Genomic DNA, 24,424 nt, shown 5'->3' on the forward strand with positions numbered 1-24,424 from the left:
ACAGCCAGGCGGCGAGGCGGACGGCGAGAGGAGCGTATGGACGGTCACTCTGCCAACGGCTTGCTCGGCTGATCGATCCACACGCGGTGGCCGTCCTCGGTGACGCTCACGCCGTAGCGTTCACGCACGGGCCTGCCGTTCCCCTTGTACCGCGTCCAGGCCCGCTCCACGACGTCCCACAGACGCCGGGGGCCGCCCTGTAGGGCCTGACCGTCCTCGACCCGCGCCCAGGAGCCGTCAGCGGCCCAGAGCTGCGCCGCCACGTTGACCCCGCCCTCGGTCTCACTGGCCATGCCGACGCTGGGCAGCATCAGGGACAGGGCGAACTTGAACGCGTCCTCGGTGAACGGGACCGAGGGGTCCACGATCGCGGGGCGGTGCGCAAGGGCGTCCGGCTTGCCGGGGTACGGGACCCCGCCGTTCCCGCCCGCCTCCCGCACCGCCATGAAGAACGACCCGCCCGGCAGGAATCTGCCCTCGGCCCGGCCGTTGTCACCGACGACCAGCCGCACGTTCCCCCAGCCGAGGGGACTCACGATGATGCCGCCGGGCTTGACCTGCGACAGCCATGCGGCCGGGATCCCGTCCATGCCGACGGTGGCGATCAACCGGTCACGCTGCCCACCCTCGACGTGCCCCCTACGGCCGTCGCCCACCAGGACCAGCGGTGAATAGCCGCAGGCGGTCAGGCGACGCCTGGCCAGGGCAACCAGATCCGGGTCGATCTCCACGCTGGTCACGTTCTCGCTGCCCAACCGCTCGCTGAGAAGGGCAGCGTTGTACCCGCTCCCTGTAGCGATCTCAAGCACCGTCATGCCTTCATCGACCGAGAGTGCTTCAAGCATGGTCAGCATGAGGTCCGGCTGACTTGATGATGAGGTGGCCCTGCCGTCGGTCACCTGCGTGGTGAGCGATACGTCTGCGTAGACCTCCTCCAGGTAACCCGGCCTGCCCTCGGCGACCGCCTCCCACACGCCCGAAGGCTGCTGCCGGAGGAACTCCGGGACGAACACGTGCCGGGGTACCGTCTCGACCGCGCGCCGCCAGGCCGGGTCGGTCAGGGTGCCGCTCTCGGTCAGGTGGGCGGCCAGTGCGCCACGCAGAGCCGAGGCGGCGGTCGTGTCGAGCGTCAATGCACTTCTCCTTGTAAGAGGTTGGCGTGAGCCTCGGCAATGCGGAACCCGGTGCTCCGGGCGATGAACTGCCATTGCCCGGCCGGGTTGCACTCAGCGCGTCGTAGTCGCTCCGCCAGTCCACTTCTGCCGCCTCGCTCCCGGCATGGACGGCAGCGGCGAACATCTCCTGCCCGACCACGGTCAGCCGGACCTCGAACGCCTGGGCCCGACGCCGCGCATGGTCAGCCCTGTTGGTGATCAAGTTGCGAGGCACTCGCAGCCCTGACGCCTGAACGGCCACCGGGACCGGCCGGCTCAGTAGCCGCCGCTGCCGTAGGCGATGTCCTCAAAGGGTCTCCCCCTACGCCGGAACCCCTCGGTGAGTCGTCCAGGCCTCGGCCGCCGCGAGCATCGCGCGGAGCCAATCGGCATCCGGCTTCCGCTCAACGAGGGACCGGTACATTCGGACATTGGCCGCTGCAAAGGCGTCCAGCGCCTTCTGGTCCCCGCCCTCCCATGCCGCGCAGTCGGCGGCCCAGCCTTCGGCGGACGCGGCCGAGTGGCCAGCCGCGATGAGTTGCAGGACGAGACAGGCAGGGTCGATGAACGCCGCCCCGCGCGTCGGCCATGACCAGTCCACGACCCAGTTGGTCAGCTCGCCGATCAATAGGTTGTCCGGGTTGATGTCCGTATACAGCAGCGCATCGCCCGTGAACAGCGACGCGTCACCTTCCGCGAATCGGTCCCACCGGGACTCCGCCCAGCTCTCCGCCACGGCAGGCAGTTCCAACCGTCCGATGCGGTCGATCAAGTCCACCACGGCGGGGAGGTCCGCCGATCCCGGTTTGAAGCCGCTGAACCGTCCATCGATCACCTCGAAACCGAGAGTGGCCCACCCACCCTCATCGGTATGCCACAGCAGCTCCGGGGAGAGGGGGCGTACGAACGGATTGATATCCCGTTCCCGGAGAAGGGAGTCGAACCGTCCCCCCGGCCGGTTGCGCATGGCCTTGACGAAGAACGGCCCCTTTCGGCACTCGACCACAGCCGTAAAGTCCGAACTGAACCCCCGCGCGGTGTGCTGTACATCGGTCACATCACCGGTGTACGGGTAGATCTGAGCCCAGAACTCCGGGCCGGGGAGGCTGTCGCTCACGTGTGCCTACTGCTTCGGGTCGCAGGTGCTCGGCGGGGTGCCAGGCCTGCACTCAGCGTTGTCGTCAGGGCTGCAGAATCAAGGGAGATCATCCGTCCTCCTCCGCTCGGGGGCGGACTCGCGGGCGGCGACCAGCAGTCTCAGTGCCTCCGTGATCGTCTCCAGCACGGGGACGGACATGGTCCCGACGCGGATGCGTTCCTCCCCGAAGGGATCGACCATGACAGCGGGGGTCGCCCCGTCCAAGCGCAGGAGATGCATCTGCGTCATGAAGTCCAGGCGGGCCACGTAGGTCCGATCGGCGCGCGGTCTCTTCACCGCCGGGGCTTCGTCGCTGTACTCGGTCTGATCGTCCACGGCCCGTGCTCCTTGCTGGGATGGCGATGACTCGGCCCCGCAGTCCATCGGTCGCACCGTGGCCACCTCCCGGGGCAGTCGGCCCGTCATGCCGCCTGCCTTCCCGCAGCCGGCCGAGCGCAGCGCCGGCACTCGCAGGGCGGGTACTGCTGCGACTGCAGCGGGCCGTCGCTGACGAGCACCTGATCCCGCAGTAGCGTCCGCTCTCCCGTCGCGGCGTCGACGGCGTAGACCCGCACCCGGATCGCCGGTGCGTCGCTCACGTCTCGACCCGCAACCCGCAGCAGGACTCGACGACGGGGCCGCCGTCGAACACCACGACACTGCCCTGCTCCGGGACGGGAGGGTCGGGGCGGCCGAGGTCGAAGCCGGTGTCCGCCATGGCGGCCCGGAGCCGTCTCGCCATACCCAATAGCGGGGTGTCCCCGGGTGCCCTCGGGGTTTTCCTTTCCTGCTGCGTGTTCTTCTGGGTCATCGCCCTGTCCTCCCGAGGCGTCGTCAGGCAACCTCTCCCCACCGACCGGTGGGGAGCGTGCCGATCACGGGCGTGCTCGTGAAAGCGTTCCGCGCAGGCACGGCCATTCCTCTCTGTAGCGGTTCCACTACCGAGAGATCCGAGCGTGCCCTACAGTTCAGAGGTCTTCAACTTGCGCTGTTTGCACGAAGAGCTGGGAGGAGAACGGGTGAACCGGAAGCATCTGGACCCACAAACGTCGCCAGGGGCGGCGTTCGGCGATCGTTTGCGCACGTTACGGGATGCCCGTGGGTGGACACAGGACGAGCTCGGCGAGCGCATGGGCTACTCGGGAACGCACATCTCTGCCGTCGAAACTGGGCGGCGCTCCCCAACTCCTCACTTCTCGGCCAGTGCTGACAGGGCGTTTGGCACAGGGGATCAGTTGGAGCGCCAGGGCAGAGCAGCACGCTCGGACTCCCTTCTTGAGGGCTTCCCGGAGTTCGTCGCGCATGAGGCGAAGGCAGCCGAGATCAGGCTCTTTGAACTGGGGATTATCCCCGGATTGCTCCAGACTCCTGAGTACGCGGCAGCCATCACAAGAGGCGCGGTACGACGCGGAGCGATCACGGAGAGCCAGGGCGAGGAGCGGCTGGTGCTCCTCGCCAATCGACAGTCGTCCCTTGAAAGGACTCCGGCCCCTCTGGTCTATGCGGTGATAGACGAGAGCTGCATCCGTCGGCCGGTGGGCGGGGAAGCAGTCATGGCGGCACAGTTGGACCGGCTCGCCGAGTTTGCCGAGCTGCCTACCACGGTCCTCCAGGTGGCACCGTACGATCTCGGCGAACGACGCGCATTCGACTTGCCCGTGACACTTCTGACCCTCAAAGACAGAGCTCACATTGCCTACGCCGAGTCTGCCCAGCAGGGCCATCTCGAACGGGAAAGTGCGTTCGTGCTGCCCATGCTGACGGCCTACCATCAGCTACAGGCCGAAGCGCTCTCGCAGGCGGCATCTGTGGCCATGATCAGCAAGTTACGAAAGGGCACCCCGTGACGACCCAAGACCCGCAGTGGTTCAAGTCCTCCTACAGCAGCAACGGCGGCCAGTGCATCGAGGTCGCCGCAAACCTCGTCGCCACACGCGGCATGGTCCCCGTGCGAGACAGCAAGGACCCCCAGGGGCCGGCGCTCGCCTTCCCCGCTGCCGCCTTCGCGGCCTTCGTGAGCGCCGTCAAGGCCGGGGAGTTCCCGTCGACCTGAACGGGCCCCGCAGCACCCCTTGAGCCCCCCGGCGCCGATCCGTTGACCCTGGGGGGCTCTCGCGTCCTGCTGAACCCCACGCCGTCACGGCCCTTACAGAGGGAAGCAGCTGGCGACCGGAGGAGCGGGAATTGACTTAGTGCGACCGGCGCTTGCCGAGTCCCCGCAGTGGACTCGACTGACGCGCGGATCGATGGCCTTCGCCAGGAAATCGCAGCACTGAACGTCTGATGAGAGGAGCCGGTTCCGAGCGGCATGGATCACGGGCGTGCACAGGCACTTCCCCGGCGAGCCGAAGCCGGGCTACGTGGCGCCCTGGGAGGAGACTCCGGAATGGGAGCGCCAGGCCGCCGCGAACACCTTCGCGCTGGTGCGCGAGCACATCGCCGCCTCGCCCGCCGAGGGCGACCGCGAGGCCAGGGGCCGCGTGGTGGCCTCGCTCTGGCGGCTTCAGATGGTCGAGCACTTCGGCAACACCAAGCCTGGCTACACCGCCGAGTGGGACGCTCTCCCCGAGTGGCAGCGCGAGGTGGACGCCGACATCTACGACGCGATTGAGCGGGACTGACCCACCTCTCGGCACTCGGCGGCGACGATGCCCCGCCCTGGAGCGAATTCGAGATCTTCGGCTGACCGCCCGAACGCAGCCGACCCGGGCTGTTCCTGTCTCTCTCGGAGGCAGGAACAGCCCGGGTCGGTCGCCGGAACCGGTGGGGGGCTCAGTAGCCGCCCGTGCCGTAGGCGATGTTCTCGAAGGAGCCGTAGGTGTAGTTCGCGTAGCGGACGCTGGCGATGATCGAGTCGACCGGGTTCATGATGTCGGTGTAGCCCGGCAGGTCCCACGTGTCGAAGGTGGGCTGGATCATCTGCATCAGGCCGTAGGTGCCACCGTAGAGCGCCTGGTTCTCGTCCCAGTGGTTCTCGGCCAGCGGGTTGCCGGAGGACTCGGTCATGGCGCGGGCCGTGATGGCCGCGGCCGAGGGCACCTGGTCGCCGTCGGCGGCGAGGACGGCCTGGGCCTGGGCGATCCAGCCGGACAGGTCGTTCGGGTAGCTGGTGGGCGTGGCGGCGCTCGCGGCACCGACGGTGGTGGCGGCGATGCCACCGACCATCGCGGCGGAGACGGCCAGGCGGACGGCGAGACGGGTGTGCTTACGGGCGCGGTTGCGCATGTCACTCCAGGGACAGGGAGGGAGTGGCGGTGACGCCCGGAATCGAGCCGTCGGTCCGTCCTGCTGGGAGCAGTCGGTGCCACTTTTTGCAGGTACTGCTGTGGGGGAGAAAGGCGGCTCGCTCCGCGCGGCAGTCGCACCTGCCGACCCTCGAACGAGAGTGTGAGCGGAGTCACCCTGGGGCCTAAACCCCGACGCGGTCCCTTCTCGGTCACCGCGTCGTCGAATCCTTCAACACCGTCACACGCTCCCGTTGCGACGGGCAAGAAAAAACGCCCCGAAGTGTCCCAAACCACACGAGTCCCGACAGGCCCGCCTGGCACCCCCCGACCACCCTCATCGGTGCGTTTCCGCAGGTCGAGACCGGTTTGGCGGCGCCTTCGGACGCCCTGACCGACCGAGCGACGGACCCGGCCCAGGGCCCGGCCGGGGCACCGGCGGCGGCCGGGGCAGCGGTCTCCGGGACCGCAGCAACCCCCTCGGACGCACCCCGAAACCTGTGCGATTGGCGCCGGATCCACCCGACGGCCACGGCCGACGGCGGGACCATGGTCCCGGCCCCCACGGCACCGCACCGCACCGCCCGGACAGTGGCGGAGCCGACGGCGCCCCGCCGAACGGGACGACTGTGGTAGGGGCCCGCCGTCCCCTCCTTCGGCGTCCCTGGTGAACCGGGCGCCCGACCCGCGCCGGCGAACCCGCGCAGCCGGTGCAACCCTTTCGCCGGCCGGTGCTGTCTTGTGGTTGTCCGGCAAGGACGACCCAACAACCGCCCCCATCGGGGTCCACTGCTGCAAGGGGGGCACTTCATGGCGACGCTCCGGCGCGATGCCGAGTTCACCACGTACGTGCAGGCCAGGAGGCCCTGGCTGCGCCGCATCGCCTATCTGCTCTGCCACGACTGGCACCGCGCCGACGATCTGACCCAGGCCGCCTTCCTGCGGCTCTACCTCAACTGGGGCCGGGCCCAACGCGCGGAGAACCTCGACGCCTATGTGCGCAGGATCCTGGTCAATGTCTTCCTCAACGAGCAGAGGAGCTCCTGGTGGCAGCGCACCTCGCACCACCAGGTCGACGTCGACGAAATCACCCGGTCGCCGACCGACGAGGTCGACGGCGCGATCGACCTCGTCGTCGCGCTCGCCCGGATCCCGCCGAGGCAGCGCGCGGCGCTGGTGCTGCGCTACTACTGCGACCTCTCGGTCTCCGAGACGGCCGCACTGCTCGACTGCTCCGACGGCACCATCAAGAGCCAGAGTTCGCGCGGGCTCGACGCCCTCCGCGCGGTCCTGGCCGACACCCGAACCCCGTCCGGCCCGACCACCACCCAGCAGTGAAGCCCGACCAAGGAGAGCCAGATCATGACCAGTAACAGCGAAGCGCTCGCCCGGGGCCTGCACGCGGCGGTCGACGGCCCGATCCCGGACGACCACGTCGACCTGGGGCAGCTGCTCAGCGAGGGCCGTCGGCTGGTGCGGCGACGGGCCCGACGCCGGGTGGCCGGGGCGGTGACCGGGCTGGCCGCCGTCTGCCTGGCCGCGGCGTTCCTGCCGTCCGACCGGCCCACCACGACGGTTCCGGCCACGCCCTCGCAGTCGCCCACCGCCACCGCCACGACCCCGGCCACGGGCAGCGACCCGTTGCTCCAGAGCGCCGCCTTCGGCTGGCTGCCGCCCCAGGACACGTCCGTCTTCTACGAGCACAACCCTCTTGAGCGCCAGCACCCGTACGGTGAGAACGATTCCGCGTCCAGCGCGACGTTCGACTACGAGGTCGACCTCTTCACCGACGAGGAGCCGGGAGTGTCGCTGGAGGGGCACATCGGCGGAATGACGCGCATCGGCCCGATCAACGGGCACGAGGCGTACGAGAGCACCAGGACCGGCGACATGGGACTCACCAAGGTCTACGTCGAGGTCATCCTGCAGTCGCCGTCCGGCCAGTGGATCTCCTTGGAGACCAACAACCTCTCGGAGCAGGTCGCGGTCAGGATCGCGCGCAGCCTGGTGTTCGCCCCGGTGCAACGGCCGCTGCCGATCCGGCTGAGCGGTCCGCTGGCGGCCTCCTCGGCCTCGGCCGCAGCCCAGCTGATGCTCGGTCAGGGTTCGCTCAGGCAGGCATTGGTGAACGTCGCGGTCAGCAAGGGCGTGATCGCGCAGATCGCGGTGACACCCGGTGGCGGCGCGACCCAGAGCGGGCCGGTCACCGCCAGCGAGAACCTGAACGGCCTGCACATCTCGCTGACGCTCAACAAGAACGGGGACCAGGGGTCGAGCTTCGCCGATGTCCCGGCCGGCTCCGAGGCGAAGCCGCTCGGCAGCGCGACCGCATACCTGGCGTACATCACCTCACTCGGCAGTGACCCGGCCGACTGGTCGACCGGCGTCTTCAGCACCCGCTGAACACGGGTCCCCGCCTCTCCGGGGCCGGCCTGCTCAGGGCCACGCCCACCGCCCGCCACCTGCCCTTTCGCGCAGTGCACCGTGCCCGATCAGCCGTTGTGGGACGACGGTCCGGTCGGCTATCCAGGTAGATCAACTACTCGTCCCAGAACGCTGCGCGCCCCAGCAGGCTGCTCGCCCCAGAAGGATTTCCATGCACGCCAAAGACCCCCGCAAGCCGTCGACCGCGGAGCAGCAGCGCACCCCACAGCCGCAGGGCGTCGTGGCTCCGACGACCGGGGCGGCGGCGAACCTCGGCGGGATGTCCCCGGCGAGCGTCATCGACCTGCAGCGCAGCGCCGGCAACGCGGCGGTCTCCCGCCTGATCGAGCAGTCCCGGCACCAGCACGGCGCGGGCTGCGGCCGGCAGCACGGCGAGCCCGCGGTCACCGCTCCGGTGCAGCGCGCGCTCTGGACCTTCAACGGGACCACCAGGACCAGGACGCCCGAGGGCGGCCGTTCGACGGGCCAATGGCACCTGAAGGACAACCCCCGACAGGTGTCCGAACCCACGGAGGCCGGGGGCGTGGCGGCCCGCCTGGCGCATACCGACCCCCGGCACGGCGACGAGTACGACGACGTCACGCACCAGGTGTACAGCAGCGGCAATGCCCAGATCACCAAGGTCGGCACGGTCGACAAGCCCGATCAGCGCGAGGGCATCGTCCGCCTGGCCCTGGTCGACGCCAAGCGGAGGATGCACCAGACGATCGCGGCGCTCACCTCGGCGGCCGGCCACCCGCAGGGCCGGCTGCTCGCCGCCCTGCAACGCTCCTTCCCGGTGTTCCAGCAGGCACAGGGGCAGATCGACATGCAGGACTGCATGGCGCACATCGCGCAGATACTGGTGCGCGTGGTCGACGGCCTGGAGTCGCCGACGGGCGCGAGGATCGCGATCGTCGGCGTGCCCGGCCTGCTGGACATCTCCGCCCAGAGTGCGGTGACCGCAGGTGCGAACGGCTGGGTGAACCCGTCGACGACGGACCTCGCCATGCGCCTCAAGCCGGGGTACATGCAGGAGGACAAGGTCATCGACCCGTTCGAGCGCAGTGGTCCCATTCATCTGCGCGAGGGCGGCCAGGAAGCCTGAACCATCATTCACGAGGCCACGCACAGGTTCGCCGGGACCCTCGACTACCAGTACACCCCCTACGAGGGGGAGAAGTCGCGGGACGCGGTCGCGGCGGAGATGGCCGCCCTCGGGATCGCCCCGACCGCCGGCCCGGGAGCCCGGTTCGACGACAACCGGGTGCAGCTCCCCTCGGACCGGTACACCGGCCAGGACGAGGCCGACCTGCAGCTGAAGCAGTACAACTGGTACGCGCTTGGGAAGCGCGCCTTCATGAACGCCGACTCCTACGCGCAGCTGGTCGAGATGTTCACCAAGGCCCCCTGAGGCTCGGTGCGAGGCCGACGTGGCGGTGCGCCGCCCCGGCCTCGGCCGGGGCGGTCGCCGTCACTGCAGCCAGCTCCCGCTGGAGGGGCCGAAGAACTCGATCTCGGCGATGGCGACCTGGGTGCTCGCGCTCGCGCCGTAGGCGGACTGCAGGACGAAGCGCACCGAGGTGACGTTGCTCGCCTCGAAGCTCCTGCTCTGGACGCCGCCCTGGTCGAGGGTGATGTTCCGGGTGCTGGTCCGGCCGTCGGAGGTGGTGATGACCGCCTGGATGACATGCGGAAGCGCCGACTGGGACAGCTGGTCGGGCTCGGCCGAGACGCCGGGGGTGATGACCAGGTTCAACAGCTGCACCGGCTGCGGGAAGTCGGCCTGCAGCCACTCGCCCTCCCCGCTCCCCGAGATCCCGGGCCCCCACCAGGTGTTGCTGACCTCGTCGAAGGCGTTCTGCGGACCGTGGCCCGCGTAGGAGTGGGACGCCGACTCGGAGCCGGGCTCGATCAGGACGCGCTTGGCGAAGTGGTTGCCCACCGCGTGCACCGCCGTGCCCGCGTTCAGGGCGGCCGTCAGCAGCAGGCCGACGATCACCGCGCCGATCACCCAGTTCAGCAGCCGGCCGAACCCCCGGCGCAGCCGCGGCCGGTCACCGGCCCAGGGCGCGGGGCGGTTCCGGTAGTCGAGCAGCCGCCGCCACCAGGGGCGTCGGCCCGCGTCGGCCGGGTTGCCGGCCATCGGCATGGCGCAGCGGCGGCAGAAGTGCCGGTCCGCGCGGTTGCCGGTCCGGCACCAGGGGCACGGGGTGCCGCCCTCGTCCTCCAGGCTCGCGTCGGGGCCCTTGACCAGCAGCCGTGAGGCGACCGGCCGGGCCGGCAGCACGGGGGCGACGGAGGAGGCCTCCGGCGCCCGGTGCTCCGGATCGGCCACGGGCACGAGCAGCGCCCTGGCCCGGTCGGAGGCGGACTGCTCCAGCTGCTCGGTGGGCGCGGTCTCGGTGAGACCGGCGTCGGCGGGCCCGGGGTAGCCCGGCGCGGGGTAGCCCGGCGCGGGGTGGGTGAAGACGGGGTTGCTGGGCACCGTGTCCGCTTCGGCGGCGGACGGGGCCACGGGCGCCGACTCGGGCATGGCCGGGGTGTCCGCGACGGGCGCCGCCCGCAGCAGTCCTGACGAGATCTCGGCGTACGTCGGGACCGACGGTGCTCCCTTGGCAGGGCTGGGTGCCGAAGGCGCGGGTGAAGGCGCGGGGGTGAAGGCCGACGAAGGCGCGGGTGCGGGCGCGGGCGAAGGCGCGGGCGCGGGCACGGGTGAAGGCGCGGGCGCAGCCGGAGGCGTAGGTGCAGCCGGAGGCGTGGGCGTCGGCGGGGTCCACTGGAGGACGGCACCGCAGCCGTCGCAGAAGGACTGGCCGGGGATCGGGGGCGTCCCGCACTCGGCACAGGGCCGGGCCGGGTTCTGGGGCTCGCTCACGCGTCGGGGGTCCTTTCGGCTGCGGTCACCTGGACCGTGTAGGGCATGTGGGCGGGGCGGGCCGCCGCGACCAGGGCGTCCAGCCGGTGGCGGTCGGCCGGGCCCGGGGCGGCGAGCCGGACGGTGACGTGCAGCTCCGGGCGGCGTCCGCCGGGGACCGGGCCGAGCGGCCGCGCGTCCCAGGCGGCACCGCCGCTCTCGGTGATCTCGGGCTGCACGCCGAAGGCGAGTTCCACCGCCTCGGCGAGGCCCTGCCGGGTGCCCCGGATCCGGTGCAGGTGGACGGCGGCGGCGACCGCCGCCCGCAGCTGCGCGGCGCTCCGGGCGCGCTCCGCGTCGGAGCCGTACTCGCCCTCCTGGCCCGAGGTCTCGGCGCCGATCCAGCTGCCGACCCAGGCGGTGAAGTCCAGTGGGGCCAGCGCGGGGCTGAAGTAGGCGTCCAGGCAGTCCAGGACGTTGAGGATCGGGGCGATGACCTCGTCCAGGCCGGCCACGAAGGACTGGGCCAGCTCGTCCTCCGCGAAGACGGCCGGCAGCATCGGCCCGAGCGGGGCGGAGGAGCCCAGACCGTCGATGGACCCTCTCATGCCGTCTCCCCGATCACCCGGACGCGGTGGTCGAAGGAGAAGGCCAGGGACGTCGGTTCGAGGTCGATCCGGTCGGCCGGGTCGCCGCGCTTGCCGGTCAGCGGGTCGGCGGGGTGCAGCAGCACCTGGTCCACCAGCTCCACCCCGGGCACGCGCTGGAGCACCGCGAAGACCTCGCCCGACTGCACCGGTCGGCCGAAGGGCCAGCCAGTCCCGTGCGCGCCGCCGGTGAGCGGGTCGAGGTGCCGGTAGAGGGCGTCGTGCGCCTGGCGCCGGACCCGGTCCAGGTCCATGCCGCGGAAGGCGTGCACCGTGGCCACGACGGTGACTCCCTGGTAGTAGGGCGGGCCCACCGCCAACCGGGTGCCGATCAGCCGCCGTTCGTCCAGGTAGCGGGTGATCCGGTCCAACAGCTGGTCCCCGGGCACCAGTTGCTCGAAGCGCAGCCGCCCGCCCGGGTCGGGCACGGCCTGCGGGACCACCAGTACCCGTACCGCGTGGGCGCCGTGCTCGTCCGCGTCGGCCTCCAGGCAGGTGATCCGCGCCGTCTCGGGGGCCGCGCGCCGGGCGAGCTCCTCGTAGTCGCGCAGGGTGACCGCGCGCTCCTGGGCGCGCAGCGTGATCGGCGCGCGGGCCTTGGCCTCCTCGACGGTCTCGCCGTCGACGCCGCCCTTGGCCGCCTCCCGGTTGACCACCGAGGCGACGTAGGGGACGGAGCTGCGCAGCACCTGCACCGCCCCGCGCGCGACGTTGCCCGACCGGCCGCCGCCGGTCCGGTAGCGGCGGGCCCGGAGCACCGCGCCCTTCGGCGGCACCGCGCCGTACTGGCGCAGCGAGCCGTCGGCTTCGCGCACGGCGGGGCCGAAGGTGATCTCCCCGGTGGTGGCGTCCAGCAGCAGGTGCCGGTCCTGCGGACCGGAGGCAGCGAAGTGCGGGACGACCTCCCAGTCGGTCCAGCCCTCGCGCTCGGCGGCCTGGAGCCGCAGCGGCGGCACGTCGCCGACCACGGGTGCGTGGGCCAGCCGCAGCCGCTGCCCCGGCAGTCCGGTGGACTCCCCCAGCCCCTCGTCGCTCACCGTCTCGGCGTGCACGGCGCCGGTCGTGCCGCCGATGGTGTAGGCCTCGGCCGAGCGCACCGTTGGCGAGGTGGTGTAGAAGGGCTGCTGGGGCTCGGGTTCGGTGACCCGGCAGCGCAGCCAGCCGGCCTCGCGCCGCCCGGTCCTGGACAGGGTGTGCCCGCCGGGGACGTGGAGCACGACTTCGCCCGGGCGGTTGAGCCCGCCGGTGCTGTCCCGGTCGACCTCGCACGCCGCCCAGCCGTCCTCGGTCCACGCCTCCCACACCAGCGGCGGCTGCCGGGGGTCCACGCCGACGCCGTCGACCTGGCTGTCGAGCGTCAGCACCGCCGCGCAGTGCGGGACGGCGGCGCTGAGTCCGAACAGCAGGCAGTCCCCGGGCTTCGGGGCCTCGGTGAAGCAGAGCAGGTCCTTGCCCTCGGCGAGGTCGTCGGTGCGGTCGACCAGCGGCTGTCCGCCGGCCTGGACCACGAGGTAGCGCAGCTCGCAGGGCACCACCGTGAGATCGCGCTCGGTGGCGAAGACCACGGCCTGCTCGCTCTCGGTGCGCGCGGTGGCGACCTCGGTCCCCACCGGCAGCTGGACCGGCTCCTGCTGCGGGGCGGACAGCCAGAAGGTGACGTCGGTGCGGGCGGCCGAGGGCGGGAACCGGGTGATGCCGATCAGGTCGAGGAAGGCGAGGTGGTTCTTCTCCGGCACCCGGTTCAGCCGGTAGACGATCTGGTCCGCCATGTGGGCGACCGTCTCCACCAGGGTGACGCCGGGGTCGGAGACGTTGTGGTCGGTCCACTCCGGGGCGCGCTGCTGGATGTAGCGCTTGGCGTCGTCGACGAACTGCTGGAAGCGGCGGTCGTCGAGGTTGGGCGAGGGCAGTGCCATCAGCGGTCGCTTTCGGTGGCCGGTCCGGGTCCGCCGGACGCGGGCTCGTCGTGGGAGGGGATGACGTAGAACGGGAAGACCAGGCTGCGCGGGTTGTTGGTGCCGCGGATCGCGTAACGGACGTCGATGAAGAGCACGCCGGCGTCCTTCCCGGCGGTCACCGCGACGTCGTGCACCTCGATCCGCGGCTCCCAGCGGTCCAGGCTGGTGTGCACCTCGTGCTGGATCCGTCCGGCGGTGGCCTCGTTGACCGGGGCGAAAACCATGTCGTGGATGGCGCAGCCGAACTCGGGACGCATCGGCCGCTCCCCCGGCGCGGTGGCCAGGACCAGCCGGATCGCCTCCTCGACCTCGCGCTCCCCGCTCACCAGGGCGATGCCGCCGGTGGGCCCGATCCGCAGCGGGAACGCCCAGCCGGAGCCGACGAACTGTTCAGGCATCAGACCACCGGGCTGTCGTTGGCAGTGACGATGCCGGCCAGCTGGACGGCAACGGCCTTGATGTTGATGTCGGCGACGGAGGTCAGGCTGGTCATCCCGACGGCGTTGAGGACCAGCACCCCGGCCGAGTTGACGGTGAAGGCGAGCGACTTGGTGTTGATGTCCGTGGCCTCGATGTCCAGGACGCCGGCGCTCTTCAGCGAGAGCGCACCGCCGGACTTCAGCGTCAGGTCGCCGCCGGCCTCGATCGAGACCGAGGTGGTGCCCTTGATGCTGACGCTGCCCGTGCTGTCCACGGTGATGCTGGTGCCGGTGCGGTCCAGATTCACCGTCAGCCGGTCGTCACCGGTGCTCAGCCGGACCCCGCTGCGGCGCGCGCCGTTGCGCTCGTCGAGCAGGTCGATCCGGTTGCCGGAGCGGTCGGCCAGGGTGTGTCGACTGATCCGGCCGCTGGTGCCGTTGTAGAGCGGCACCTCGTTCGGACGCGGCCGGTCCTCGCCGTTGTAGAGCCCGCCGATGACGAACGGGTGGTCGAGCGCCCCCCGGTCGAAGGCCACCAGCACCTCGTCGCCGACGTCGGGGGCGATCACTCCCCCGCCGCGCACCCCGCCGAACTGGACGGTGCGGGTCCAGTCGCTGACGTAGGCGTCGTCCAGCCAGGGGAAACGCAGCTTGACCCGGCCCTGGAAGAGCGGGTCCTTGATGTCGGTGACCAGGGCGTTGGCCACGCCGGGCAGTCGCGGGGCACTGCTGCTGCCGCCGGAGGCGAGCCCGTACAGCGAGCGCCACTGCCGGCCGCTGACGGTCACCCAGGTCCGGTAGGGCCCGTTCATGCCGAACACGTGGCGGGCGGCGGTGACCGTGTACTTGCCCTCGAAGGGGTGGCCGACGTCGGCGAGGGCCACCGGGACTCCCGGCCGCATCGCCGGGTTGCCGCGCACGGTGACCTCGACCTCGGCGAAGGCGGCGGTCACATCGTCCGCGAGCGCGGCGGCGGCCTTCTTGACCTGGCCGTCCTTGTCGTAGGGCGTGTCGGTCTCGACCAGCTTGGCGCTGCCGAACTTGGCGGCGACCCTGCCGGGGGTGGTGCCGATGCTGATCCCCTGGTTGGCGTCGGCCTCGGCCTCCTCGCTCACGGTCTTCTTCGCGGTGACGTCCCAGCCGCGCACCTCGACCTCGCTGACCTGGTCGGCGGAGGTGACCGCGATCCGGCAGCGGAGGATGTCGCGGCGTGCCTTCAGCACCTTCGGGCTGCTGTCACTACCACCGGACGAGGGCGCGCCGGCCGCAGGAGTCCGACGGACGAACTGGAACTTGCCCATGGGGCTCAGCGACATCACCATGTCGTTCTCGTCGGCGAGCCGGGAGAGGAAGTCCCAGTCGGTGACATTGGCCTGGGTGATGAACGGGTAGACGGTGCCGGTGTCGGTGATCTCGCCGATCAGGATCTTGTCCAGGCCCACCAGGTGGCGGGCTATGTCGGCGGCGGTCATGTCGTGGTAGGCGAAGACCCGGCGCTGCCGCAGCATCCGGTGGCCGAAGTCGTAGCCGCGGACGATGGTGAAGGTGCCGGTGCCGTCGTAGTCGGCCTCCAGCCCGGTCACCTCACCGGTCAGCAGCGGCGTGGTCGCGCCCTCGCCGTCGGCGACCGGGGCCAGCACCACGGGCACGCCGATGTCGATGCCCGCCAGGTTGAGCAGTTCCCTGGCCGGGTCGCGGAAGGAGAGCTGGAACGCCCCCGGCACGCCGGCCCCGAGGTCCACCCAGCCCTCGACCAGCAGCTTGGCCAGGTCCTCGTGGAGCGTCACGCCGCCGACGACGACATGGAAGATGTTGGAGAAAGCGGCCTCGGCCATCAGCGGCTCACCTCCTCGGCGGCCGGCAGCACGAGTTCCGTGCCGGGCCGAACGCGCGCCGGGTCGTCGATGCCGTTCGCCTCGGCGATGGCGCGCCACACGCCGGCGTTCCCGTACTCGCGCCAGGCGAGCGACTGCAGCGAGTCGCCCGCGACGACGCGGTGCACCCGGCGGGCGGTGAGCGCGCCGGAGGTCGGGTTCTGCCCTGCGGTCTTGGTGGGGATCTCGTTGAGGCTGAGCTTGCAGCGGGCCCGGATCGGCACCCCGGTGCTGCTGAACAGGGTGTAGCTGGCCGTGACCGAGCTGACGAAGGCGGTGAAGCGGGCGGTCGTGAAGGACCCCCACTGGAAGACCACCCAGGGGGTGGACGGCTGGTTGGCGTCGATGCTGTTCTCGGTCACCTCGCAGCAGGAGAAGAGCAGTTCGACCTTCTTCAGCAGGTCGGTGCCGCCCGGGTCGTGCGAGTTGTCCAGGAAGACGTCGACCTCCATCTCACGCGGCTCGGGCCCCATGAACTCCGGCAGCGCGCCGTCGCGGACCGCAGCCGTCGGCGTGGTCTTCCACAGCGCGCGGCGGCTCAGCACCAGCTGGGTGGGGTTGAAGTCGAACTCGAATTCATCCGTGATTGCGCCCGGGGTGGTGCTGTAGCCGAGCGGCGGCTCGTGGATCTCCAGCTTGGCGTGGATCAGGCTCTGCCCCGTGCCGGCCTGGGCCATCTACGCCGCCCCCGCATCGGTGAAGCCGTGGTGGGTGATCTCCAGAACCTCGGTGGCCACGCCGGGGTTGGCCGGGTCGAGGGACGGCCCCTGCCAGCTGACCGGCAGCACGTCGATCAGACCCCAGCGCGCCACGATCGAGCCGTCCGCGCGCATGGCGGAGATCTGCGCGGTGGGACGGTCGATCCCGGTGGGGATGGTGGAGATCCACGCGGCCACCTTGGCGGTGTCCTGGGTGAGCGGGCGGGTGAGCCGGATGTTGGTGAAGCTCACCCGGCTCGGAAACTGCCAGACGAAGCCGTTGTTGCCGCCCTCCTGGTGCTGCTCGACCTCGACCTGGGAGGAGAGCCCCTCACAACCGTTGAAGGCGCCCAGGCTCTTCCCGTCGATGGTCAGGGTGAAGAAGACGGTGGACCCCGGGTCCTGTGGGCTGGTCATCGGCGGTGGGCCTTTCTGCGGGCAACTGCGGGTGCGTCGGAGGTCATGTGGTGTCGCGGGCTCAGCGGCGTGGATCGCGCAGGCGCCCGATGCGTTCCCGGTCCAGCCTGAGCTCGGCGCGCAGCAGCCGGGTCAGCGGGCTGATCAGGCGGTGCGTCAGCTCGTCCAACTGCCCGTCGCTGAGCTTGCGGGCGTCGAACTCGGCGCCCTGCTCCTTGGCCTTCTCGTCCTTGTCCTTGTCCTTGCCCTTGGAGGCGGAGGCGGAGGCGGACGTGGAAGTCGAGGTCGAGGTCGAGGTCGCGGCGGAAGTGGAGGCGCGGGCCGGCAAGGGGCCGGGCCCGGGCGCGTCATTGCGCTGGACGGTGAAGGCGGAGCGCGGCGCGGCAGCCGTGAAGCCTGGGAATGGAGGCGTTGCGGAGGGCGAGGGCGAGGCCGATGCCCGCTGCACCGGCAGCACCATCGGTGCCGGGGGCGCGCCGACAGCGATGCGCTCCACCGGCAGCGAAGCGGAAGCCGGGGCGGACGGTGAAACGGCCGGTGAGACGGACGGCTGCGGTGCCGAGGACGTGCCGGGCGCCTGGACGGGCAGGGCAGCACTGCGCTGCACCGACGGTGCCGCCAACGGCGAGGACAGCCCTCCCGGAGGCATGCCGGGTGCCGGGACCGTGCCGACAGCGAAGCGCTGCACCGACGGTACGGCGGACGACGCGGGAGCGGACGACAGTACCGGAGGCAGGCCCGCTGCCGAGTCGGGCGCGGCAGCGAGGCGCTGCACCGGCGACGGGACGGCGGACGACGGTATCGGGCGCGTGGCCGCTGCCTGGGCCGACGCGGCAGCGCTGCGCTGCACCGACGGTGCCGCCGACGGCGCCACGGCGGCAGCCGGTGCCGATGTCGATGTCGGCTGCACCGGAGGCACGGTGGGCAGCCGGGTCGCGGCTCCGGTGGCGCGTTGGACCGGGGCTGCCACGGGCGGCGTGGCGGTCGCCTGCTGCACCGGCAGTGCAGCGGACCGCTGAGCAGCGGTGCCGATGGCGAGCTGCGCGGTGCTGCGGGCGCCAGCTCCGGCTCCGGCGGTGTCCCGGAGCAGCGTGCCTGCTGCTCCGGGACGACGAGGCGCTGCGGGCGACGTCGGTTCACCGGCTGCGGTCGCGGATGCGTGGCGGACCGGCGCCGCTTCGGTTGCCGAGTCGCGCGCCGCTGGGGCAGCGGCCGAGCGCTGAATCGGGGTGTGGACGGGCGGCGTCGCCCGGGGCGCCGGCGTTGCCCGGCGGACCGCCCGCGCGTCCGGCGCGGCGGACGGCGCAGCAGGCGACGCAGCGGGCGAGACGGTCGACGGGCTCGCCGACGCTGCCGGCCCCGGCCCGTCGCCGCGCCGCGCGGCAATCGCCAGTCGTTGAACCGCACTGCGGAGAAGGCTGGTTGGGGCCGGTGCGGTGGTGTTCCCCGACGCACTCGGCTGCTCGGGCCCCCGCTGCTGGACCGGCCGAGGGGCCGTGGCCGGGACCGGGACCGGCTGCTGTCGCTGGACGACGGGACGCAGCGGCACCGCGACCGGGGCCGTCCGCACGGACGTCGCGGCGGCGAGGGTGCTCGGCAGCGCGGACGTCAGCGGCCTCGCCGACGCCAACGGACGCGCCGGGCGCGGGGTGGAGACGACTCGACGCTCGCTCCGTCCGGACGCCTGCGCGGGCCCCGCTGAGGGCTCCGCCGGGGCCAATGGCGCTGGGGCCAATGTTGCTGGGGCCAATGGTGTCGGGGCCAATGGTGTCGGGGTCGTGGTCTCGCGCTGCACCGCGACTGTGTGCGCGGGCGTGGGCGTGGGCGTGGGCACCACCGAGGCGCTCGGGGTCGCCGGTGCAGGCCGTGCGGTGTCCCGGCGGTCGCCGACCGGAGACGTCGGCACCACGGCCGCCGACGGCGCTGCCGCAGCGGCGTGCCCGTCCCCCGCCACCGGGCGGCCGACGTCTCCTGACGCCCGGACAGGCCGAACGCCCGGCTGTCCCGGCGTGGCGGCAGTCGCACGCTGGACGGCGACGGGAGGAGCGCCGTTCCTCACCACCGCAGCCGCAGCCGCAGCAGCAGCCACAGCCGGGGGCTTTCCGGCCAGCGGCTCCGTGTCCGTGGGCGGCGTGGTCAGTGGCGCGCCCAGCAAGGGCCGGTGGCGCTGTGCCTGTGCCTGTGCCTCCGCCTGTGGCGGGGCAGCGGCGTCCGGCGTTCGGGCAGCGCTCGGCGACGGCGTCACCGGCGTACCCGTGCCAGGAGCCTGGACGGCGCGGGAAACGACGGGAGCGGCAGCGGCCGACTGGATGGGTGCCCCGAGTCCGACCCGTCGTGGCCCCGCCGACCGGGTGGTGCTCGCCGGCACCGCGCTGGACACGCTGCGTTGCACGGGCGGCCGCACGACCGGTCCGGCGACAGGGGCAGTGACGGGGCCGGGAACAGGGGCCACCGGTGCGTCCGGAGCCGTCGTGAAGCCACTGTCGGCGTGGGTTGCCGGGGTCCGCGAAGCGCGGTCGGCGCCGGGCGTCGCAGCGTCCGTCCGAGCCGGGCCGACCGCCCGCTGGACGGCAGCGCTGCCCTGCGGGACCACAGCTGCAACAGGCTCCGCACCCACTGCCGCAACCACAGCCGCAGCCGCAACCGGCTCTGCGGCGGGCTTCGCAGCCGCTTCCGCAGCCACCGCCGAAGCCGACTCCGCCGACGCCGGCCGGGCCACGGCCGGCAGCACCCGCTGAACCGTCGCGGTCCGGCTCGCCCTGGTCAGCGCGGCCGCTCGGGCCGGACGGACGGGCGGAGCGACCGGCGTGACCGGCGTGACCCGAGGGCCCCTCGGCAGTACGGCGCGCTGGACGATCCGGGTGGACCGGACCGCCGGGGCAGACCCTGCGTCCTCGGGTGCCGGAAGGGCCACCGGCAGGGTCAGCGAGGGCAGTTCGAGTCCCGCGACCGGTCCGGCCGACGCTGCGAGCACGCCGCTGAGCAGCCCTCCGGGCGCGTCGTCGAGCACGGCGTGGGAGAGCGTCCCGGCGAAGGAGTGGTTCTGCAGGGCTGCCAGGGTGCCGCCGAAGCCGGCGTCGGTCACCGCTCCCGAGGCCGGGCCCCGGGCGCTGACGCGCTGGATCGGCGGCAGGCCGACCCACTCGGCGCGCGCCGCCGGGCGCGGCGGTCGGGTCGAGCCGTCCGCCGCAGACGCAGCCGGACCGTCCTCGTGGCCGTCCGGTCCCACGGCCTGCTCGGGCGGGCGTCCCCGCCACCGGTCGAGTAGTCCCATGTCCGCCGCTACCGCTCCGCCATGGCCCGGGTGACCAGGGAGCCGATCTGCTCGGCGTACTGGCGTCGGTCGCGGTGTTCGAGGTCCAGGATGTCCTCCAGGTTCCAGTGGAAGTGGTAGGCGATGTACGCGATCTCCTCATGGATCCGGTCGGTCGCGTACGTCACGATTCCCCCAGGCGGCTCCCGCCGAGCTCGACCTCGAACGGTTGTGAACAGTGCGGACAGGTCACTCCGGCACGGGTGTGCCCCTCGGCGTTGACCTGGCGGTAGAAGTCCTGCAGAAAGGCGAGGTCGGAGGCGAACATGTTCTCCACCACCCCGTCGTGGACGATCGGCAGACTGCCCAGGCGGGTGATCACCCGGCCCAGCAGCACCACCGACAGGTACGCGGGATTCTCCTGCACCCGGACGTCCCGCAGCGGGACCAGCTCGTCCCGGGCGGTCGCCAACCTCATCACGCCGTCCCGGTGCACGGTCCCGGACTCGTCGACGTATCCCCGGGGCAGCTCGAACGCGAACTCCGTCTGCAGCTGCCGCCGGAGCGACGGCTCCGGGGCCAACTCCCCGGGCAAGGCCGCCGCCGCCACGGATTCGGCGGCGGCGGCCGGCAGCCCGGGAGCCGAACGACGCATCAGCCCATGACCAGTTCTTCGTAGGTGATGGTCACGGACTCGGTGACGGCGGACGCCTCGCCCGCCTTGGACGAGCTGGTGTCGACCTTGCTGCACCAGGCGTTGCGCAGGTCGTAGCGCTTCACCGTGTTGTTCTGGAAGTCCATCAGCATGATGGTGGCGTTCTTCCGGGCCATCGCCATGTTGCCGGCCATCGACTGGTTGATCCAGTCGGTGAAGGTGCTCGACTGGCTCATCCCGCGCACGACCGTGCAGGTGCCGGCCTTCTTGGCGCCGGGGATCTTCCGGATCATGGGCTTGCCCTGGGCGGACACCTGCTGGAACTCGATGACGTCCTGTTCCATGCTCAGGCCGCTGACCTCCTGGAGGTACTCGACCAGGACGCCGTCGATCTGGAGGCCGAAGTTGTGTGCCGCGAGGGCATCACCGGTTTGCAGACTACTCATCGTCTCTGAACTGTCCTTCTACTGACTGGGCGGGTTGGGCTGGACCGGACCGGGCCGTGGGTACGGCTACTCGTCCAGCTCACCGCCGCCGCTCGAGAACTGGGCCAGCCGGAAGATCACGAACTCGGCCGGCTTGACCGGCGCGATGCCGATCTCGCAGACGACCCGTCCGACGTCCACCGACTCGGTGGGGTTGGTCTCCTCGTCGCACTTGACGTAGAAGGCGTCCTCCGGCCGGGCGCCGAAGAGCGCGCCGCCGCGCCACTCGTTGACCAGGAAGGCCGAGATGTTGCGCCGGATCCTCGCCCACAGCGCGTCGTCGTTCGGCTCGAAGACGACCCACTGGGTGCCGATCAGGATCGACTCCTCCAGGTAGTTGAAGTACCTGCGGACGTTCAGGTAGCGCCAGGCCGGGTCGGAGGAGAGGGTGCGCGCGCCCCAGATCCGGATGCCGCGGCCGGGGAAGGTGCGGATGCAGTTGACCCCGATCGGGTTGAGCAGGTCCTGCTCGCCGCGGGTGATCTGGATCTCCAGATCGACCGCGCCGCGCACCACCTCGTTGGCCGGGGCCTTGTGCACGCCGCGCTCGGAGTCGTTGCGGGCCCAGACGCCGGCCACGTGGCCGCTCGGCGGCACCAGCCGCGCCTGGCCGGTGGCCGGGTCGAACACCTTGATCCACGGGTAGTACAGGGCCGCGTACTTGGAGTCGTAGTTGGACGTCTCCTGCCGCCAGACCCGGATCTGGCGGGCGTTGAGCCCGGGCGGCGGGTCGATCAGCGCCAGCCGGTCGCCCATCAGCTCGCAGTGCGCGATCAGACCCAGCTGGACGGCCTTGACCGCCTCCAGGTCGATCGACCCGCGCTGGTAGGCGGCCATCAGGTCGGGGACGGCGACCATGGAGATCTCCTCGATCGCCTCCAGGCCGCCGAAGCCGGTGCGGTCGGCCGAGTCGCCGAGGTAGTCCCCGGCGCCGATCGGGGCGCTGCCCTGGGCGGCGGGCGCCGGCGCGGGTTCCGCCGCCGCCACCGGCGCGGCCAGCGCCACGGTCTGGTTGTCCGGTCGGACCACCTGCGCGGCCGGAGCGGCCTCCTGCACGGTGATCAGCTTCGAGCGTTCCTTGACCTGGGTGACGACGTAGGACCTGTTGCCCTTCTTCGCCGTCACGTCGAAGCTCTCGGCGACCGTGTCGCCGTCCCTGACGACCAGCTTGAAGCGGTCCGCCGGGCCCTCGCCCTCCGCGTCCGCGACCTCGACGCTGAGGCCGCCGCTCTCGCCGACCGCGAGCGCCGAGACCTTGAAGGCGCCGAGCTGCTGCGGCTCGCCCGGGGGCAGTGCCGCCGGGGTCCGGCGGCCGACCGCCGCCGCGTCGCGGCCGCTGCCGGAGGCTCCGCTCTCGCCGCCGTGGACGCCGCCGACCCGGACCACATAGGCGGCGGAGCCGCCGTTGTTGAAGAAGCCGTAGACCGAGTGCGCCAGGTAGTACCCGTCGGTGAAGTCACCGAACGCCGCGACGTACTGGCTCCAGTTGGTCACCAGCGTCGGTTCGTTGAGCGGTCCGGACGGGGCGAGCCCGACGAAGGCCGCCACCGAGGTGCCGACGCCCTCGATCGGGCGGGAGCCGCTGGCCACCTCCTCGACGTAAACGCCAGGTGACAGGTACGACGGCATGCTGGGTGCTCCTCGGAGTACGAGACAGGTACGTTCCCCACTCTTCCCGCGCGAAGCGCGCCCGCGTCAGGTCCTCCGGGACCTGACCGGGGGCACATCCGGTGCCCGAGCGGCCACTTGGCCCTGCCCGCGAGTGGGGTGCCGGCGGTCGCAGCGCCCGGAGTTGCCCCCAGGACTGCCCCGAAGTCCCTTCCCCCGCCGGGCCGGAGCGCGTAGGCAGTATCCGGAGAGCCGCACACGGACACCAGCTCGTCGAGGAGCCGCCACATGCACGCCCAGGAGCAGACGGAGAAGGCCGGGGGGACGGGTCGCGCGCTCCCGCTGCGCTCCGCCGCCGGCCCGGCGGCCGCGTCGCCGGTCGCCGTGCCCGGCTCCGCGCAGTCGCTGCTCGCCCTGCAGCGGACCGCGGGCAACGCCGCCGTCGCGCACCTGGTGCAGGCGCAGCGGTCGGCGCAGGCGCAGCGCGCGGCGGAGGAGGAGCAGCACGCCCACGGCGCGGGCTGCGGCCACGACCGGCCGCAGCTCCAGCGCTCCTCCGTCGGCGACGTGATCAGCTCCCCGGGACGCGCGCTGGACGAGCCGGTCCGGACCGAGATGGAGGCCAGGCTCGGCGAGCCGCTGTCCGACGTCCGGGTGCACACGGGCCTCGCCGCCCAGCGCTCGGCCCAGGAGCTGGAGGCCCGCGCCTACACCGTCGCCAACCACGTGGTGATCGGCCAGGGCGGGGCCGACAAGCACACCCTGGCGCACGAGTTGACGCACGTGATCCAGCAGCGCAACGGTCCGGTGGCCGGCACCGACAACGGCGGCGGGGTCAGTGTCAGCGACCCGTCGGACCGCTTCGAGCGGGCGGCCGAGGCCAACGCCACCCGGGTGATGCAGGGCCCGGTGCCGGTGCAGCGGGCCGCCGAGGAGGGTGCGGCGACCCGGGCGGACGACCCGGGCACCATGGCGGTGCAGCGGGTGAACTACTCGGCGACCACCGCCAGCAACCTCCACGAGAGCGACAGCGACTACAGCTCCGAGGACAACCTCACCGCCCATCAGTCGAGCCTGCCCGCGGCCACCTCCGAGGGCGAGGTCGCGCACGCGGTGGCCACCGGGGCGAACGTCAACGTCACCCTGTACCGGGGGGCGCTGATGGAGGACATCAACGCGATGGTGGCGCACGGGTCCGCCGGCGGGCGGTCCGCCGACGCCAACACGGCCGCCCCCAGCCAGCGGCAGGCCGCGGACCAGGTGCACAACGGCCGCAGGCACCCGGAGTTCAGCACCGACCCGTACATCAGCCGGCAGTTCAGCCGGCGCGGCGGCCGGGGCGTGGTCGTGGTGATGATCAACACGTACTACCTGACCAAGGGCTCGGTCTCGGAGGACGGCTGGGTCGCCCTGGCCTCCGCCCCGGTCACGGTGCTCCACGTGGTCGACCGCAGCGACGGCCGCCCGGCGGCGGGCGGGGCCGGCGCCAACGCGTCCTGAGGCGGCTGCCCCGGCGGACGGCGGCGGGCCCGGAAGGGCAGCCGGCACCGTCCGCCGGGGCAGCGGCTCTACCCCGGAGCCTGCTGACCGCTCGTCCGACCTCCGGTTAGCGT

At 71.9% G+C, this 24,424-nt stretch carries 26 protein-coding genes; 9 read left to right on the forward strand and 17 right to left on the reverse strand.

Translation table 11 applies throughout. From position 1 onward, the window contains the following. Positions 1-44: 44 nt before the first annotated feature. The 4 genes from BS75_RS02190 to BS75_RS02205 all read right to left on the reverse strand — a co-directional run bounded on the left by BS75_RS02190 (position 45) and on the right by BS75_RS02205 (position 3,034). Positions 45-1,133, reverse strand: coding sequence for a methyltransferase domain-containing protein (locus tag BS75_RS02190; protein ID WP_034086969.1), 1,089 nt, complete (start codon positions 1,131-1,133; stop codon positions 45-47). Between the two features lie 343 nt (positions 1,134-1,476). Further along, positions 1,477-2,271, reverse strand: coding sequence for a hypothetical protein (locus BS75_RS02195; protein WP_034086970.1), 795 nt, complete (start codon positions 2,269-2,271; stop codon positions 1,477-1,479). Between the two features lie 78 nt (positions 2,272-2,349). Continuing rightward, positions 2,350-2,628, reverse strand: a complete 279-nt coding sequence (locus tag BS75_RS02200; RefSeq protein ID WP_034086971.1) for a hypothetical protein — start codon at positions 2,626-2,628, stop codon at positions 2,350-2,352. Between the two features lie 259 nt (positions 2,629-2,887). Next, complete coding sequence (locus BS75_RS02205; protein ID WP_156164197.1) at positions 2,888-3,034, reverse strand: hypothetical protein; 147 nt, start codon at positions 3,032-3,034, stop codon at positions 2,888-2,890. 277 nt (positions 3,035-3,311) lie between these two features. On the opposite strand from BS75_RS02205, the gene BS75_RS02210 reads away from it, so the two are divergent. The 3 genes from BS75_RS02210 to BS75_RS02220 all read left to right on the forward strand — a co-directional run bounded on the left by BS75_RS02210 (position 3,312) and on the right by BS75_RS02220 (position 4,913). Then, on the forward strand, positions 3,312-4,139 hold the full coding sequence (locus tag BS75_RS02210; protein WP_034086973.1) for a helix-turn-helix domain-containing protein: 828 nt from the start codon (positions 3,312-3,314) through the stop codon (positions 4,137-4,139). Next, entirely contained in the window at positions 4,136-4,345 is a 210-nt protein-coding gene (locus BS75_RS02215; protein ID WP_034086974.1) for a DUF397 domain-containing protein, read from the forward strand. The genes BS75_RS02210 and BS75_RS02215 overlap by 4 nt, the downstream gene beginning before the upstream one ends. 268 nt (positions 4,346-4,613) lie before the next feature. Further along, positions 4,614-4,913 carry a hypothetical protein gene (locus tag BS75_RS02220; protein WP_231607654.1) on the forward strand — a complete coding sequence of 100 codons (300 nt, stop codon included), beginning with the start codon at positions 4,614-4,616 and terminating at the stop codon, positions 4,911-4,913. A 151-nt stretch (positions 4,914-5,064) separates the two neighbouring features. Here BS75_RS02220 and BS75_RS02225 read toward each other — a convergent pair whose 3' ends face one another. After that, positions 5,065-5,517 carry a transglycosylase SLT domain-containing protein gene (locus BS75_RS02225; RefSeq protein WP_052069111.1) on the reverse strand — a complete coding sequence of 151 codons (453 nt, stop codon included), beginning with the start codon at positions 5,515-5,517 and terminating at the stop codon, positions 5,065-5,067. 809 nt (positions 5,518-6,326) lie between these two features. Here BS75_RS02225 and BS75_RS02230 point away from each other — a divergent pair. From BS75_RS02230 to BS75_RS02245, 4 genes are all read left to right on the forward strand, one after another. Then, the gene (locus BS75_RS02230; RefSeq protein WP_034086975.1) at positions 6,327-6,854 is read left to right on the forward strand and encodes a SigE family RNA polymerase sigma factor; all 528 of its coding nucleotides are present in this window, start codon (positions 6,327-6,329) and stop codon (positions 6,852-6,854) included. A gap of 24 nt (positions 6,855-6,878) precedes the next feature. Further along, a complete protein-coding gene (locus BS75_RS02235; RefSeq protein WP_034086976.1) occupies positions 6,879-7,919 on the forward strand; it encodes a hypothetical protein in 1,041 nt (346 codons plus the stop codon). Between the two features lie 193 nt (positions 7,920-8,112). Then, positions 8,113-9,048 (forward strand): hypothetical protein, encoded by a 936-nt coding sequence (locus tag BS75_RS02240; protein WP_034086977.1) that lies wholly within the window; start codon positions 8,113-8,115, stop codon positions 9,046-9,048. Between the two features lie 99 nt (positions 9,049-9,147). Beyond that, complete coding sequence (locus BS75_RS02245) at positions 9,148-9,354, forward strand: hypothetical protein (RefSeq protein ID WP_034086978.1); 207 nt, start codon at positions 9,148-9,150, stop codon at positions 9,352-9,354. Between the two features lie 60 nt (positions 9,355-9,414). On the opposite strand, the gene BS75_RS02250 is transcribed toward BS75_RS02245, so the two are convergent. From BS75_RS02250 to BS75_RS47680, 8 genes are all read right to left on the reverse strand, one after another. Further along, positions 9,415-10,818, reverse strand: coding sequence for a discoidin domain-containing protein (locus tag BS75_RS02250; protein WP_034086979.1), 1,404 nt, complete (start codon positions 10,816-10,818; stop codon positions 9,415-9,417). Beyond that, positions 10,815-11,405: a phage tail protein gene (locus BS75_RS02255; RefSeq protein ID WP_034086980.1), complete on the reverse strand. Its 591-nt coding sequence runs from the start codon at positions 11,403-11,405 to the stop codon at positions 10,815-10,817. Before BS75_RS02255 ends, BS75_RS02250 begins: the two co-directional genes overlap by 4 nt. Continuing rightward, positions 11,402-13,360, reverse strand: coding sequence for a putative baseplate assembly protein (locus BS75_RS02260; RefSeq protein ID WP_034086981.1), 1,959 nt, complete (start codon positions 13,358-13,360; stop codon positions 11,402-11,404). The genes BS75_RS02255 and BS75_RS02260 overlap by 4 nt, the downstream gene beginning before the upstream one ends. Continuing rightward, positions 13,360-13,800: a GPW/gp25 family protein gene (locus BS75_RS02265; protein WP_034086982.1), complete on the reverse strand. Its 441-nt coding sequence runs from the start codon at positions 13,798-13,800 to the stop codon at positions 13,360-13,362. The genes BS75_RS02260 and BS75_RS02265 overlap by 1 nt, the downstream gene beginning before the upstream one ends. Further along, the gene (locus BS75_RS02270; protein ID WP_034086983.1) at positions 13,800-15,656 is read right to left on the reverse strand and encodes a VgrG-related protein; all 1,857 of its coding nucleotides are present in this window, start codon (positions 15,654-15,656) and stop codon (positions 13,800-13,802) included. The genes BS75_RS02265 and BS75_RS02270 overlap by 1 nt, the downstream gene beginning before the upstream one ends. Next, the gene (locus BS75_RS02275) at positions 15,656-16,372 is read right to left on the reverse strand and encodes a CIS tube protein (protein WP_034086984.1); all 717 of its coding nucleotides are present in this window, start codon (positions 16,370-16,372) and stop codon (positions 15,656-15,658) included. The genes BS75_RS02270 and BS75_RS02275 overlap by 1 nt, the downstream gene beginning before the upstream one ends. After that, entirely contained in the window at positions 16,373-16,810 is a 438-nt protein-coding gene (locus tag BS75_RS02280; RefSeq protein ID WP_034086985.1) for a phage tail protein, read from the reverse strand. It abuts the gene before it with no gap. Between the two features lie 61 nt (positions 16,811-16,871). After that, the gene (locus tag BS75_RS47680) at positions 16,872-17,306 is read right to left on the reverse strand and encodes an extensin (protein ID WP_152645981.1); all 435 of its coding nucleotides are present in this window, start codon (positions 17,304-17,306) and stop codon (positions 16,872-16,874) included. Between the two features lie 169 nt (positions 17,307-17,475). Here BS75_RS47680 and BS75_RS02290 point away from each other — a divergent pair, with 169 nt between their 5' ends. Continuing rightward, complete coding sequence (locus BS75_RS02290) at positions 17,476-17,829, forward strand: hypothetical protein (protein ID WP_152645980.1); 354 nt, start codon at positions 17,476-17,478, stop codon at positions 17,827-17,829. 2,263 nt (positions 17,830-20,092) lie between these two features. Here BS75_RS02290 and BS75_RS49050 read toward each other — a convergent pair. The 4 genes from BS75_RS49050 to BS75_RS02305 form a co-directional block, all read right to left on the reverse strand. Beyond that, positions 20,093-20,251: a DUF6760 family protein gene (locus tag BS75_RS49050; protein ID WP_169790791.1), complete on the reverse strand. Its 159-nt coding sequence runs from the start codon at positions 20,249-20,251 to the stop codon at positions 20,093-20,095. Continuing rightward, positions 20,248-20,718 (reverse strand): hypothetical protein, encoded by a 471-nt coding sequence (locus BS75_RS02295; protein WP_034086988.1) that lies wholly within the window; start codon positions 20,716-20,718, stop codon positions 20,248-20,250. The genes BS75_RS49050 and BS75_RS02295 overlap by 4 nt, the downstream gene beginning before the upstream one ends. Further along, positions 20,718-21,164: a phage tail protein gene (locus BS75_RS02300; protein WP_034086989.1), complete on the reverse strand. Its 447-nt coding sequence runs from the start codon at positions 21,162-21,164 to the stop codon at positions 20,718-20,720. Before BS75_RS02300 ends, BS75_RS02295 begins: the two co-directional genes overlap by 1 nt. 66 nt (positions 21,165-21,230) lie before the next feature. Next, positions 21,231-22,832, reverse strand: coding sequence for a phage tail sheath family protein (locus tag BS75_RS02305; protein ID WP_034086990.1), 1,602 nt, complete (start codon positions 22,830-22,832; stop codon positions 21,231-21,233). Between the two features lie 267 nt (positions 22,833-23,099). On the opposite strand from BS75_RS02305, the gene BS75_RS47685 reads away from it, so the two are divergent. Continuing rightward, complete coding sequence (locus BS75_RS47685; RefSeq protein WP_052069112.1) at positions 23,100-24,311, forward strand: eCIS core domain-containing protein; 1,212 nt, start codon at positions 23,100-23,102, stop codon at positions 24,309-24,311. Positions 24,312-24,424 lie beyond the last annotated feature (113 nt).

Source organism: Streptacidiphilus albus JL83 (assembly GCF_000744705.1).
Classification (GTDB): Bacteria; Actinomycetota; Actinomycetes; order Streptomycetales; family Streptomycetaceae; genus Streptacidiphilus; species Streptacidiphilus albus.